Genomic DNA, 14,067 nt, shown 5'->3' with positions numbered 1-14,067 from the left:
CACGAAATTGTATTTATAGATGCGTTAACAGTAAGCAGGCACCTGATTACAGGCCGGTTATCCTGAATTTAAAAAGCCGGCATGCAATGCATCCGGCTTTTAAAATTGTTCGGAATTTGCCAGGGGATGTGCTCCGATCCTATTTCTTTTCTCCCTCTTTCTCTTCTTTTTTTGCCAATATAGGGGCATTCAAATCGCTGTAAACCTGACTTAATTCTTTTGATACTGCTGATTTGTTGATTTTCAGACGGCTGTTTTCACTTTCTATAATAATATAGGTATCACCTACTTCTAATATTTTACCGTGTATACCGGCTGCTGTGACAATTCGCATACCTTTCAACAGCGACTCTGCAAATTTTGCTTCTTCCTTTTGTCGCTTTACTTGTGGTCTGATCATGAAAAAGTAAAGAACTAAAATCAGAAGCAAAAAGGGTAGAAATGAGCCTATTGCTGAGGGTTGTCCTTGTAAAAACAATGTGAATAAGATATTCATTTTGGTGGTGTATTTATGGGTTTTGTGTGTTTTTTCTTACTACTTCGGATGTGATTTTTAATATTTTGGTGTTGGGGACAGTATTGGCCGTAATAGTTACTGTTTTGTCTTGTCGGCCAGCTCTGTTTGAACTGTCAAATGACACTTTAATTCTGCCCTCTTTTCCGGGCATTACCGGATCTCTCGGATATTCGGGCACAGTACAGCCGCAGCTGCCTTGTGCATTAGTGATGACTAATGGCGATTTGCCTACATTGGTAAAAACAAATTCGTGTGTTACAATGGTACCCTCTTCAATGATTCCGAAGTCGTGTTCTTCACTTTCGAATTTGAAGACCGGGTGATCATCGGATGTAACTACTTCTGTACCCACGCCGGTTTTACGGATTTTGCTGCTGGCATTGTCACAGGCAGCACTGAAAATGAAACCGGCAAGCAGAATGGTCAAAATTCTGTAATTCATCATAGTTGGTTTTACGTTTATTCTTGTAACAATCCTCTTCCAGTTTTGATTGCAATGTGTTGCTCGGTCAATTCCTGTGCAATTTTATCAATTATTCCATTGATAAAAATCCTGCTTTTAGGGGTTGAATAGAGCTTTGAAAGGTCCAGATATTCATTGATCGTGACTTTGACTGGAATTTCTTCAAAAAACAGGAACTCACAAATAGCCATTTTCATGAGAATCATATCAGAGATATTTATCCTGTCAGGCTCCCAATTAGCTATTTTTTTGATGATGAGTTCTTCCAAATATTTGTCGTTTTCTATGGTTTTTCTGTAGAGGATTTCAGGCATCTGCCGGTCGGATTCATCTTTGAAAATATCACATAGAATGTTTGACTTTTCCTCTGCAATGTTTTGTAGTGTTTGACAGACCAACATTTGAGCAGGCTCGAGTTCTTCAGCCCAATGAATGTTTTTGTCTTCGTAAAGTTGATGTACAATTTCATTGTTGGCAAAAAAGGCTGAATACAACCATAAGATAAATTCAAGGTCGTCCATTCCGGAGGTACCATTCATGTAGGTAAGGTAGGCTTCGCTTTTCAGCAGTTGCTGGAAAATTCTGCCGATGAGTTCGCGATCGTCACCCCAATTGATTTTCTTTTTCTCAAATGCTTTTGCCACTTTTGAGTCATTTGCTAATCTGAGCAGAATTTTATTGTTGACAAAACGAAGGTTGGGATGCAGGTCTTCAAATGTGGGTTTAATTTTCTGTTTTCTTCTCTCGATGAGCTCCATGGCAAAGTTTCTGACTTCTAAAATCCCTCTGAGCTCAAATAAATAAAGTTCGTAGATGGATTCAAAGCTTTTATAAAGATTTGCTACACCTGCATTCACATCAATGGTGGAGTGGTAATATGCAAACAGGGCCTGAAAGGTTTTTATCCGGATTTGTCTTCGTGTTAACATTGGTGTTATACCGGGATTTTTTTGTGATTTTCAATTCTCTCCTTGGCCTTTAGGTAAGCTGCCTGGTGCGTGGTGATTCCCGTTTTCTCGCTCAGAGTGATGACATCCAGCAATGTATGGTAGATGTTTTCTGTTCTACGCAATGCTTCCGCTCTATCGTAGTGGGCTATTTCGGAATACACATTGATAAGGCCACCTGCATTGATCAAAAAATCCGGACAGTAGAGAATTCCCCTTTGCTGGATCATCCGGCTGTGATGCGTTTCATCAGCCAATTGATTGTTGGCAGCTCCAGCTACTATAGAACATTTCAATGCGGGGATGGTCTGTTCGTCGAGCGTTGCTCCCAGTGCACAAGGGGAATAAATGTCCACCTCAGCATCGGCGAAGTGTCCGGTGTATGCTCTGGCATTGTATTTTTCTTCAGCTTCGCGGATCTTTTCAGGGTATACATCCTGAACCCATACTTCTGCTCCGGCTTCAGAAAGGTATTTCACCAGTGTCAGACCCACATTGCCTACTCCCTGTACGAGGACTTTACGTCCTTTTAGCTCTTCTGACCCCCACTTGTATCTAGCTGCTGCTTTTATCCCCACAAATACACCATAGGCAGTCACAGGACTGGGGTCACCGCTTCCTCCCATTTCTGTAGGAATGCCCGTCACGAAATCGGTTTCTTCCTTTACATATCGAATATCATCTTCCTTAATTCCGACGTCTTCAGCAGTAATATACTTTCCGGAGAGGCTGTTTACAAACCTGCCAAATGCCCTCATCATTTCCGGGGTTTTGTCTTTTCGGCTGTCTGCAATGATTACCGCTTTTCCTCCCCCCAGATTCAGACCTGCCAGTGAAGCTTTGAAGGTCATTCCTCTGGACAGCCGTAAGACATCCCATAATGCCGCTGACTCACTTTCATAAGGCCACATGCGGGTACCTCCAAGTGCTGGACCAAGCACTGTGGAATGGATTCCGATGATGGCTTTCAGGCCTGTTTCCTCATCGTGGCAAAATACCACTTGCTCATGGCCATCGAAAAAATCGTGACTAAAAACGACCGGGTGAACTTTTTCTACCATGAATGTTTTGGTTTTTGTTGGCTTCTGTGTTAAGTACATTTGTTGTGCTAAAATGCGAAGCAAAACTACAATCACACAGCATTGTTGTTCAAATTATTTGGTCTTAGGGATTCATGAAAAACCTGTTTTACCTGAATAAATACATTCTCAATTACAAATGGCACTTCCTTACCGGAACTCTTTTTGTGGCGATTTCGGTTGTTTTCGGCATCTTTCCCGCGCAGTATATACGAAACAGTTTTGACAAGGTAGAGGAAGTCATCCAGCTGTACCAAAAAGGAAATGCTATAGACTACACAAGCATAGGTTCCGTACTTGCCTGGTATGCGGCCGTCATCGTTGGTGCTTCTCTGCTCAAAGGGGCTTTTACCTTTTTTATGCGCCAAACCATCATAGTCGCGAGTCGCCGAATCGAGTATGACTTAAAAAATGAAATTTTCAATCACTACCTGCTTCTTGACCAGGGCTTTTACCGCTCAAATTCGACCGGTGATTTGATGAACAGGATTTCTGAAGATGTGAGCCGGGTGCGTATGTACATAGGTCCGGCAGTAATGTATGGCATCAATGTGTTCATCACCCTTGCCATTGTGATACCTATCATGTATTCCATAAGCCCCAAGCTTACTGTGTATGTACTCCTTCCTTTACCTGTTTTGTCATTTTTAATATACAAAGTCAGCAGACGCATCAACGAACGCAGCGAAGCCGTTCAGAGAAAGTTATCTGACCTGAGTACTTTAGCTCAGGAGACCTTCTCCGGAATCAGAGTCATAAAGGCATTCTCTAAAGAACATTTTTTTACTGACCTTTTTTCTGAAGAATCCGCTGACTACAGCCGGATAAATGAAAGATTGTATAGAGTAAATGCTCTTTTTATGCCCTTGGTAATGTTTCTCATTGGGCTAAGCACCCTCATCACAGTATATATCGGCGGCCTGGAAACCCTATCGGGAAATCTCACCACAGGAAACATTGCAGAATTTATTCTATATGTAAATATGCTGACTTGGCCGGTTACTTCCATTGGCTGGGTTACCTCTATTGTACAGCGTGCCGAAGCTTCTCAAAAGAGAATAAACGAATTTCTTCAAACTAAACCCAATATTTCCAATCCTACCAAGGAGTCTTTTGAGTTCAAAGGAAAAATTGAATTCAGAGAGGTCACTTTCATTTACCCTGATAGTGGCGTTAAGGCGCTTGATAAAGTCAGCTTTGTAATCGAGCCCGGAAGCACAGTGGGAATCGTAGGCAAGACCGGGACGGGTAAAAGCACCATTGCCGCCCTGATACTGCGACAATACGACCCTACAGAGGGCATCGTATTGGCCGACGACCGCGATTTGAGAACCATAAACCTCGAAAACTACCGAAAAGCCATAGGTGCAGTGCCTCAGGACAGTTACTTGTTTTCAGACTCTTTGTTCAACAATATTGGATTTGGATTGGATACGGCCGAGGAAGAGATCATTTACACATCGGCCGAGCTTGCAGACCTGGCTGACAACATTAAGGATTTTCCATTGGCTTATCAAACGCGAGTTGGTGAACGAGGCATAACGCTATCTGGAGGGCAAAAACAAAGAACCGCCTTGGCACGGGCCATTGCCCGTAATCCCGTATTGTACATTCTAGACGACTGCCTCTCTGCTGTGGATACTGAAACCGAAGATCGGATACTGAAAAATCTACGTTCCCTAACCGAAAACACTACTGCTGTCATCATTTCTCACAGAATCTCCTCTGTAAAAGACGCTGACCAGATCCTGGTCCTTGACCAAGGAAAAATTATAGAGCAAGGCACCCATGAACAATTGATTGCAAAAGGGGGACTGTATGCCGAACTGTACATCCAACAGACACAATCGGCAAACGTGGAGGCAGATTTGAATTGAAAATTTTATTTTCTTCGGATTTGGAAATACCAACGTCAGTCCTACATTTGCGGCACGTTAACAATAGCAGATTGCATCCCTGGTGAGGTGGGTGAGTGGCTTAAACCAACAGTTTGCTAAACTGTCGTTCCGGCAACGGAACCGGGGGTTCGAATCCCCCCCTCACCGCCAATTGGTATTCTGGGGGGAATTTAAAAGGGCACGCCAGCCGATTTTCCCTTCAAATTGGAATTTTTTACCTTTTAAAATAAAGTTCGAGCCGATATTTTTTAGAAATGCTCGAATTTGAGAATTGTCGTTCTGCGACGATAGAATTTTGGCTTGGCTACTGGCTAAAATCATTTTTTTCATTGGTTCGAGCCAATTATTTCCTGTTTGTTCAAAATCTTTAATCTTCTGTTGAATTTTCAGTTTTTCATTAAGAAGTTTCTGTTTTTTAGCTTGATATTCTTCCGGTTCAATACCCTTGCCTTCAATATAAAGATCAAGCAGTCTGTCCATCTTCCTTTCAATTGCCACTTTTTGTTTTAATAGATTTTGAACAAGTGATTTTGTTTCTTGTTTGGCCTGTTCCTTCTCTTTCTCAATTTCTTCCAACATTTTCTCTGCCCATTCATCTGGCAAGGAAACTTTTTGAATTATTGCTTTTAGCTGTTCAACAAGTTTTTCTTCGCGCAAATACTTTTCATTGCATCTTTGCTTTTTCTTGGTGCAACGATAATAAATATATCCCTTTTGAATTTCAGCAGTAATCATGCAACCGCAATTTCCGCAACGCATAAGCCCAGAAAAAGCAAAGTTATGTTTTCTTTTTCGCTTTTTCTTGCCTCTGTTATTCATTACCTGTTGAATAGTATCAAAAAGTTTCTTGGAAATAATTGGCTCGTGGCTTCCATCATACATTTCGCCATTGAACCTAAAAACACCATAGTAAAACGTATTTTTAAGCATTCGCTGGACACAGGAAACAGAAAGCACCTTGCCCTTGTAGCTTCTAAGTCCTGCGTCTTTTAAAATTTTTGCAATTGCTTTTAGCGTATATTCTCCAGTGGCGTATAATTCAAACGCTTTTCTGATAAGCGGTGCTTTCTCTGGATCAATATCTATCCCTTTTGTCTTATGGTTGTTGAGATATCCAAGAGGGGCAAAGCTTGGCCAAATACCTTTTCGTAGTTTTGCCCTGTGTCCTCGTTTAATGTTTTCTGAAAGATTATCTATGTAATATTTGCTTTGCCCAAAGGCAATATTCAACATAAACTTGCCTTGTGGTGTATTATCAAACCAAAAAGTAGGAAATTTTAAATCCTTAAGTTTTCCTGTGTCCAGCAGATAGATAATCCTTCCGCCATCAATGGAATTTCTTGCCAGTCTATCAGGATGCCAAGCCAAAATTCCTTGGGCTTCGCCCTTTTCAATTCTATCTAACATTTCGCCGAACACAGTTCGGCCAGGTTCTTTGGCAGTTTTTGCCTCGCAAAGCGAGGCGACGATTTCAAGTTTTTCTTTGGCGGCAAATTCTTTTAACTCAGCAAGCTGAGCTTCAATTGATAAAACCTGTCTTTCTTCGCTGTCTGTTGATTTTCTAGCATAAATAAAATATTTCATAGTTTCACCTTAAGAATAGACTTCGAAAAAGCCCGCTTTTGGCCTGCGTGCTTCGCACGCAAAGGTAAAAAAATATTTAAAGGGAAAATCGGCTGGCGTGCCCTTTTAAATTCCCCCCAGAATACCAATTGGCGGTGTCTGTTCGAAAAAATTCGAACCGATTTCGCCCAAAACCGATAAAACTCGCGGGGCGGGCGGTATTCCCCCCAGACCTCCCTTCCGCCCGCCCCGCGGAAGGCGACCTTTTCGGATTGAAAAACTGCCAAAGAACCTGAAAAAATATCGGCTCGAACTTTATTTTGGCCAAAAGCGGGCTTTTTCTCATCTTTGCCTTGTAAAAATTTACTTGCTTTTATTATATTTGTTAGTATAATAATGAAAGAAGAAAATATCAACAATATTATGATATCAAAATATGGAGAATAATCAAGGGAATAAATTAGGAAAGAAAATCAAAAAGTTAAGAACTAATCTTGGTTTGTCTCAAGACGAGCTCGCCCGTAAAGCTGATGTGCCTTATACAACTTTAACCAAGATTGAGACGGGTGTTATTAAGAAGCCTTCTGTATATGTAGTGGCAAAGATCGCAAAGGCGTTGAATACAACATTGGATGATTTAATAAAATGAGTACAACTATGACAAAAACAAAGCAACTATTAACGATTAAAGAGGCTAGTGAATGGGCTAGTAAATTCTTAAATAGAACTATAACTGAGTCAAATATTTCCTACTTAATTCAGTACGGCAAAGTAAGAAAATATAATGGAAATGGTGTAACACAGGTTGATATCAATGATTTAAAGAGATATTACGAGTCATATCACGGAAGAAGAGAGCTTAGTTGGAGAAAGAAATTAGGAGATGATTTAAATTGGGCACTGTCATTTGAGCATGTGCGTGAAAAGGAAAGAACAAAACATGTTCATCGATTACATCCCTACAAAGGAAAATTTATTCCGCAACTTGTTGAATATTTTCTTGACAGTCATACTGACGATTTTAAAACTCAAGTTTATTTCAAAGAGGGAGATATTGTTTTAGATCCTTTTTCCGGATCTGGTACTACTCTTGTGCAGGCTAACGAGTTGAAAATGCATTCCATAGGGATCGACATTTCTCGGTTCAATTGCATGATTACAGAAGTTAAATTATTGAATTATGATTTAAAATCTTTGAAAGAAGATATAAGAAAAATAGAGAAAGCAATTTTATCATTCAGGACTAATAAAAACATTACAGCCTTTGAAAAAGAGCTTGTTCAAGAACTTTATCTATTTAATAGTAAATTTTTCCCTAGTCCGGATTATAAATATAAAGTTAATAGAGGTATTATTGATGAAGAAAAATATGGTTTAGAGAAGGAACAAATTTTCTTAAAAAAATATGAAGAATTGATCCAGAAGTATAATATAAAATTAAGGCAAGATTCTCATAAAAGCTTCTTAGATAAATGGTATATAGATAACGTAAGAAAAGAAATTGATTTTGCTTTTAATTTAATTAAACAGGTTGGGGATGTAAGAAATAAAAAGATCTTAGCCGTTATTCTAAGTAGAACTATTCGATCTTGCCGAGCCACAACACATTCAGATTTAGCCACATTAAAAGAACCACAATTAACTACTTATTACTGCTGGAAACATAAAAAAATATGCAAACCGCTATTTTCAATTAAATATTGGTTCTCAAGGTATGCTAACGATACCCTAAAGAGGCTAGAAGAATTCGAAAAAATTAAAACTAATGCTCGATGGGTAGTAATTCCTGCCGATTCAAGGACAGTTGATATTGAGCAAGAAATAAAGAAAAGAGACAAAATACTTTACGAAATTTTTAAGAAAAAGAAAATTAGGGGAATTTTTACTTCACCACCTTATGTTGGGCAAATTGATTATCATGAACAACACGCTTATGCTTATGAACTTTTTGGTTTTGAGAGAAAAGATGACTTAGAAATTGGTCCCCTGTATAAAGGACAGGGAGAGGAAGCAAGAAAATCTTATGTTGAGGGTATTTCGAAAGTTCTGAAAAATTGTAAGCTGTTTTTAGCTGATGATTTTGATATATTTTTAGTTGCAAATGATAAATATAATCTTTATCCGCTTATAGCAGAAAAATCTGGCCTCGAAATTGTAAACAGGTTTAAGAGACCAGTTTTAAATCGAACTGAACGAGATAAAAGTCCATATTCAGAGATAATTTTCCATTTAAAAAATAAAAGGTAAGTTTATGGCACTAACAAAAGAACAACACAACGAAATAAAACAATATCTGATTACAAAGATCAGACAGAAACTCGCAAGCTACAATCCAGAAACTAATTCGATGCCGTTCCATTATAGATTATTAGGTAAAGATAGAATGGCTTTATTTTCTTTTATTCACTCCGTTAATACAATGTTGGGGCAATCAATCTTTGAGCATGTGGGAAGAATTATAGCTAAATCTAAAGCAAAACAAGCGATAGATCAGTATAGAAAACTGGAAGGATACATAAGTAGTCAAGCTGTCCTGAAAATCGATCAGATAATGAGAGATTTGAGGGCAGCAAAAAGAAAACCTAACAAGGAAAAAGAAACCCGAGAAGTTTTGAGTGTAGCTACTAAAGGTGATTTAGGAAGGAAGTTAAAAAAACGGGTTGATTTGTTTGTGGAGACTCAAGAAGGAATTGAATATTATTTTGAGATTAAAACAGCAAAGCCTAATATAAACGAATTTACAGGCATAAAAAAACAATTATTAGATTGGATTGCTATGCGTGGTAGCGAAAATCAAGATGTGAATATAAAGACTATTGTTGCCATTCCTTATAATCCTTACGAACCGGAGTCATATGAGAGGTGGACATTGCAAGGTTTATTTGATCTAGAACAGGAAGTATTAGTTGGTGAAGAATTTTGGGATTTGCTCGGTGGAGAAAGAACATATGAAGATTTGTTAAATGTATTTGAAGAGGCGGGATTAGAATTATATGATGAAATTGATGAGAAGATGAAAAGTTTGAGAGAAAGTTAAGAAATTTATTAATTTTTAATAATGAGAATTACAGAATTAACAATAAAAAATTATCGAAGTTTTGATCCAGCAGGACAGATAATAAAATTCCCCACGGTTCATTGTGCTTTAGTTGGGAAAAACAATGCGGGTAAGAGCAATATCTTTAGTGCATTAAATCTGGTTTTAGGAGCTAAAAATCCTGCTTACATAAAATTTGAGGAAGATGATTACTTTGATATAAATTTGCCAATCGAAATAAAAGTTGTTATTTCTGACATAACAGAGGATGATAAAAATATTTTGTTTACACTTCCTAACTTAACAAAGAAACAAAAAGGTGCTTTAAAATCAAAAATATCCAGTGGTGAAGCAGATATAACTTTTTTGTTGCAAAAAAATTATGAACATATTCCACTAGATGAAGACGAAAAACAAGCAGAGGAATTGTACTGCACCCCATTTGTCAAGACATTTTTTATGCCTAAAAGTTGTAGAGGTCATGCTGCCTCCTTTAGTGCCTCTTTAGCATAATATTCTGCCTCAAACTCCTCTGGACTCTTATATCCAAGGACTGAATGAACATACAGCCTGTTATACTCAACCTCTATCCATCTCTTAAGCCTCTGCCTTGCTTGCTCCAAACTCCCAAATTCATTAAGCCAGATTACCTCTTCCTTTATCGTCCTCATTACCCTCTCAGTATCCGCATTACCCTTAGGATTGTCATATGAGGTGAATATCTGCTCTATGCCCAACACTGCCATATCCCTCATAAAGGATGTGGCTGTAGGCTGTGATCCATTGTCACTTATTAGCTTAAGCCCCTTGCCCCTTACCCCATCTGAAAATTCCTCGTTTATTGCAGCCTCTAATGCCTCTTTCCATTCAACCGCCCTGCTCCTTAATGAGAGATTCCATCCCACTATCTTCTTTGTATACCAGTCAAGCACTATTACAAGATAGACCCACCCTATGGTTGGTATCATGAACTTCGTCATGTCTATCCCCCAGTATTGCCTCGGCCTCTCTGCCCTTGGTTTGCCCCTCTGAGACACCCTCTTTGCCTTATGAACTGTCTGCGTGGCAAGTAACCCATGTCCCTTCATCACTTTATGAACCCTCTTGTGATTGACTTTTAGGCCTTCTCTATGCTTAAGCCATGCTGTTACTCTCCTGTATCCCCAGAATGGATGTTCTGCCTTTATCTCCTTTATCCTTTCCAGAAGCTCATCTTCTTTACAGCCCCCTGACCATTCACTAACCCTTACCTTCCTGACTGAGTAATAACTGCTCCTTGATATGCCCAGTGCCTCACAGGCTGCCTTTGTCGTGTATCCTGATCCCTTTAGCATCTCTACCGCCTCTATCTTGTTCCCAATAGCTCCTCTGTTTTTTTAAATATCTCTATCTGTATTGCCTGCTTACCTATTATCCTCTGTAGCCTCTCTATCTCTGCCTTGTAGTGGTTGTCATTAGATGAACCATTCATAAGCCCTTTCTTGCCTGACTCAAGAAACTTATCCCTCCACCTGTAATACAGGGTCTGGCTGATCTTGTGCTCCCTGCATATCTCAGTCACAGACCTCTTCTCCTTTAACCCCTCAAGGACTATTGCTAATTTCTCCTCTGCTGTCCATTTCCTTTGCTTCATATCTCTTACCTCCTCTTAAGGTTATATCTCTCTGCTTATGCAGAGAGTCTAACCTCTACAACTTCACCGTGTCCACTCCTCATGGGGGTCAGTATAATTGTGCAATTGTTGATAAAGATTTTCTTTTAGATCCATCAAAACAGAATAAACTTAAGGAGTTATGTAGAGAGATCGGGGTTAATTATCAAAACAAAGATATACCCCAACTGATAAATGATTTAAAATCAAAAAAACTGATAAATGATTTAAAATCAAAAAATATTCTAGTTAATACAAAAGGAGAAATCGAAGATTTATTTCCTGACCAAGATATCGCAAATATTACTGGAAGAAATATATCAGATATACAGAAAATAAAGAGTAAATATCCAAATAAGATAAGCAAAGCATTTAAAGAATTGTTTGGTACTGGGAAAGCAGAATACGCAATCCAGATTGCAGACTATTATGTACAAAATAATACCTCTCATCCTTTAGAGGATATTATTAGAAAACTTTACAAAAATGATATTTCTAATATAAATTTATAAAAGAATTTGCCGCCAAGCTCGGCGAAGCCGAGTAATCCGCCCTTTGCGGATTAGAAAAACTTGAAATCGTCCAATCCGAAAAGGTCGCCTTCCGCGGGGCGGGCGGAAGGGAGGTCTGGGGGGAATACCGCCCGCCCCGCGAGTTTTATCGGTTTTGGGCGAAATCGGTTCGAATTTTTTCGAACAGACACCGCCAGACTCTACCTGTTTTTCGCGCCAGATCTTCGTTTCATTTACTCTGCTCAGGTAACTTTGTTCATAGATATCGGTTTGCTGTACCAATTCCAATATCTAGCTAAAGGCTTTCATCGATGTTAAATTGCTAAAAAATACCTGTTTTGTTCAATACAATACAGAAAAAACGGGAGTTGTAGGTCGAAATATTCTCATAAGCGATGAATAAGCCTCTCCAAAGATGGAATTTATTGGTCATCCCCCGGATTGAAAATGACAAAGCTTGACTACTCACTACGGCCTTTGAAAAGTATCTCTGAATGTCAGCTTTTCCAATGCCTGGAAATTTTCTAATGGCTTTGCTCACAACTCTTTGATGTACTGACAATACTACATCTTTTGGACTTTTTGTTTTTTACAGATTTTCATTTACCCAACTTCTGCAGTACTCCTTAATCTGCTCTCTTACATTTCTAAAGGCATTGGATATTTCTTCCTCAGTCCCGATTGTTTTGGCCGGATCAGGGAAGCTTTGATGAAAAATTTTAGCATTGGATGGGAAATATGGACATCTCTCACGGGCACTATCGCAAACAGTGATGATAAAATCAAAATCCACCGACGAATATTCATCTACATAATTGGAAGTGTGATGGGAGATGTCAATGCCATCATCGGCCATAGTTTTGATGGTGCGTGGATTGACTCCATGAGTTTCCACTCCCGCACTGTAGACCTCTGCCTTATCGCCGGCAAAATGTCTAAGATAGCCTTCCGCTATCTGGCTTCGACAACTGTTTCCTGTACAGAGTACTAAAATTTTCTTTTTCATAAGGTAATAATCTTTAATTAATATTTCCAACGGTTTGCTACAGCCACCAGCGAAAGCATTACAGGCACTTCAATAAGCACCCCTACTACTGTGGCAAGAGAAGCTCCCGATTCCAGCCCAAAGAGGGATATGGCCACAGCAACTGCCAATTCAAAAAAGTTGCTTGCGCCAATCAAAGCAGCCGGAGCACATACCGCGTGCCTCAGTCTTAAATATCTGCCTATGCCCCAGGTAATGAAAAAAATAAAATAAGTCTGAATGGTCAGCGGTATTGCAATTAAAAGAATATCAAATGGTCTTTCTACAATTTTAAATCCCTGAAAAGCAAACAATAATACCAGGGTTGTAAGCAACGCAATAACTGAAACAGGTTTCAGCGCCGGTAAAAACTGTGATGTAAACCATTCGAGCCCTTTATGCCGAATGAGGTACCTGTGGCTTAAATATCCCGCCCCGAGAGGAATCACTACAAAGATGACCACCGATGTGACCAACACATCATACGGAATATATACGGCAGTAATACCTAACAGGAACCTTACTATTGGTATGAAGGCAATCAGTAAAATCAGGTCATTAATCGACACCTGAACCAGCGTGTAATTTGCGTCCCCATTGGTCAGGTACGACCATACAAATACCATAGCTGTACATGGAGCTGCACCCAGCAGGATGGCTCCAGCGATGTATTCTTTGGCCATCTCTGGCTGAATGTAAGCAGCAAAAATTCTTTCGAAAAAAATCCAGGCAAAAAATGCCATGGTAAACGGCTTCACCAACCAGTTGATAAAAACGGTAAGTCCGAGTCCTTTCCAGTTTTTTGACACATTGATTGACAAGCGACGAAAAGTCAATCTGGACCATCATCGGATAAATCATCAACCAGACCAAAATCGCTACAGGAATATTTACCGTAGCAATATTCCAGTTGCTGATTACTTCTATCTTTTCGCCTCCTATATAGCCTATAAAAATACCTGCCACTATACAGAGCAGAACCCAAAACGTCAGATATTTTTCAAATTTTCCCATATGTACACAGATTAAAAACAAATGAACCTTCAACGAGCACTTTTCTATTTTTTTAAAAGTTGTTCAGAATTTTTGACTTCTGCATCAGGACCAGCACAACACAGAATCCGATATCGAGCAAGTTGCCCCGATTTGATTTGAACTGAAACATGCCATTCACCATGCTATTCCAGTATCTACCATCGGCTTCAGCCAGATCTTCCACCACGTTATTTCGATATAAATGCTTCATAGGGCCATTAAGCAAATCAATGAGTTTTCGAAAATTGCAGAGAAGAGATACAATAGCTCTCACCACTGGCTTACTTCGATAGGATAATTGGTACGGGTTGTAACCAATGGATTACAAGCCAATCTAAACA

The 14,067-nt window shown here is 39.2% G+C and carries 15 protein-coding genes, 1 tRNA gene and 1 pseudogene; 7 read left to right on the top strand and 10 right to left on the bottom strand.

Going from position 1 to position 14,067, the window contains the following annotated elements; translation table 11 throughout:
* Nucleotides 1-139: 139 nt before the first annotated feature.
* The 4 genes from yajC to DES35_RS09610 are packed head-to-tail and all read right to left on the bottom strand — an operon-like array spanning nt 140 to nt 2,988.
* Nucleotides 140-496, bottom strand: a complete 357-nt coding sequence (gene yajC, locus DES35_RS09625) for a preprotein translocase subunit YajC (protein ID WP_185714359.1) — start codon at nt 494-496, stop codon at nt 140-142.
* A gap of 13 nt (nt 497-509) precedes the next feature.
* Nucleotides 510-959, bottom strand: a complete 450-nt coding sequence (locus DES35_RS09620; protein WP_244906342.1) for a DUF1573 domain-containing protein — start codon at nt 957-959, stop codon at nt 510-512.
* 17 nt (nt 960-976) lie between these two features.
* Nucleotides 977-1,909, bottom strand: a complete 933-nt coding sequence (locus DES35_RS09615) for a transcription antitermination protein NusB (RefSeq protein WP_114366451.1) — start codon at nt 1,907-1,909, stop codon at nt 977-979.
* Between the two features lie 5 nt (nt 1,910-1,914).
* Nucleotides 1,915-2,988 (bottom strand): Glu/Leu/Phe/Val dehydrogenase dimerization domain-containing protein, encoded by a 1,074-nt coding sequence (locus DES35_RS09610; RefSeq protein WP_114366467.1) that lies wholly within the window; start codon nt 2,986-2,988, stop codon nt 1,915-1,917.
* Between the two features lie 113 nt (nt 2,989-3,101).
* On the opposite strand from DES35_RS09610, the gene DES35_RS09605 reads away from it, so the two are divergent.
* Both DES35_RS09605 and DES35_RS09600 read left to right on the top strand, forming a co-directional pair.
* The gene (locus DES35_RS09605) at nt 3,102-4,883 is read left to right on the top strand and encodes an ABC transporter ATP-binding protein (RefSeq protein WP_114366450.1); all 1,782 of its coding nucleotides are present in this window, start codon (nt 3,102-3,104) and stop codon (nt 4,881-4,883) included.
* An 81-nt stretch (nt 4,884-4,964) separates the two neighbouring features.
* Nucleotides 4,965-5,054: transfer RNA gene (locus DES35_RS09600), tRNA-Ser, on the top strand.
* Here DES35_RS09600 and DES35_RS09595 read toward each other — a convergent pair.
* Both DES35_RS09595 and DES35_RS09590 read right to left on the bottom strand, forming a co-directional pair.
* The gene (locus tag DES35_RS09595; protein ID WP_114366449.1) at nt 5,046-6,488 is read right to left on the bottom strand and encodes a recombinase family protein; all 1,443 of its coding nucleotides are present in this window, start codon (nt 6,486-6,488) and stop codon (nt 5,046-5,048) included. The genes DES35_RS09600 and DES35_RS09595 overlap by 9 nt on opposite strands.
* Nucleotides 6,485-6,886, bottom strand: coding sequence for a hypothetical protein (locus tag DES35_RS09590; RefSeq protein WP_125039470.1), 402 nt, complete (start codon nt 6,884-6,886; stop codon nt 6,485-6,487). The genes DES35_RS09595 and DES35_RS09590 overlap by 4 nt, the downstream gene beginning before the upstream one ends.
* Nucleotides 6,887-6,903: 17 nt before the next feature.
* On the opposite strand from DES35_RS09590, the gene DES35_RS09585 reads away from it, so the two are divergent.
* Genes DES35_RS09585 through DES35_RS09570 form a run of 4 tightly spaced genes read left to right on the top strand, consistent with a single transcriptional unit; the run spans nt 6,904 to nt 10,017 of the window.
* A complete protein-coding gene (locus DES35_RS09585; RefSeq protein ID WP_114366447.1) occupies nt 6,904-7,116 on the top strand; it encodes a helix-turn-helix domain-containing protein in 213 nt (70 codons plus the stop codon).
* An 8-nt stretch (nt 7,117-7,124) separates the two neighbouring features.
* Complete coding sequence (locus tag DES35_RS09580; protein ID WP_114366466.1) at nt 7,125-8,714, top strand: DNA methyltransferase; 1,590 nt, start codon at nt 7,125-7,127, stop codon at nt 8,712-8,714.
* 4 nt (nt 8,715-8,718) lie between these two features.
* On the top strand, nt 8,719-9,504 hold the full coding sequence (locus DES35_RS09575; RefSeq protein WP_114366446.1) for a TdeIII family type II restriction endonuclease: 786 nt from the start codon (nt 8,719-8,721) through the stop codon (nt 9,502-9,504).
* A gap of 21 nt (nt 9,505-9,525) precedes the next feature.
* Nucleotides 9,526-10,017, top strand: coding sequence for an AAA family ATPase (locus DES35_RS09570; protein WP_114366445.1), 492 nt, complete (start codon nt 9,526-9,528; stop codon nt 10,015-10,017).
* Here DES35_RS09570 and DES35_RS09565 read toward each other — a convergent pair.
* Nucleotides 9,984-11,137 (bottom strand): IS3 family transposase gene (locus tag DES35_RS09565; protein WP_114366444.1). Its coding sequence is split into 2 segments (ribosomal slippage): nt 9,984-10,850 and nt 10,853-11,137, totalling 1,152 coding nucleotides; the frame shifts between segments, so codons are not numbered across the junction. The two genes, DES35_RS09570 and DES35_RS09565, sit on opposite strands and share 34 nt — an antisense overlap.
* A 68-nt stretch (nt 11,138-11,205) precedes the next feature.
* Here DES35_RS09565 and DES35_RS09560 point away from each other — a divergent pair.
* Nucleotides 11,206-11,667 (top strand): hypothetical protein, encoded by a 462-nt coding sequence (locus tag DES35_RS09560; RefSeq protein WP_114366443.1) that lies wholly within the window; start codon nt 11,206-11,208, stop codon nt 11,665-11,667.
* Between the two features lie 589 nt (nt 11,668-12,256).
* Here DES35_RS09560 and DES35_RS09545 read toward each other — a convergent pair.
* From DES35_RS09545 to DES35_RS09535, 3 genes and pseudogenes are all read right to left on the bottom strand, one after another.
* Complete coding sequence (locus DES35_RS09545; RefSeq protein ID WP_037359214.1) at nt 12,257-12,673, bottom strand: arsenate reductase ArsC; 417 nt, start codon at nt 12,671-12,673, stop codon at nt 12,257-12,259.
* 17 nt (nt 12,674-12,690) lie between these two features.
* Nucleotides 12,691-13,705, bottom strand: a pseudogene (gene arsB / locus DES35_RS09540) (ACR3 family arsenite efflux transporter).
* A gap of 52 nt (nt 13,706-13,757) precedes the next feature.
* Entirely contained in the window at nt 13,758-14,000 is a 243-nt protein-coding gene (locus tag DES35_RS09535; protein WP_147269346.1) for a hypothetical protein, read from the bottom strand.
* Nucleotides 14,001-14,067 lie beyond the last annotated feature (67 nt).

Source organism: Schleiferia thermophila (genome assembly GCF_003337435.1).
GTDB lineage: Bacteria > Bacteroidota > Bacteroidia > Flavobacteriales > Schleiferiaceae > Schleiferia > Schleiferia thermophila.
This window is presented reverse-complemented; position numbering and strand designations above follow the sequence as displayed.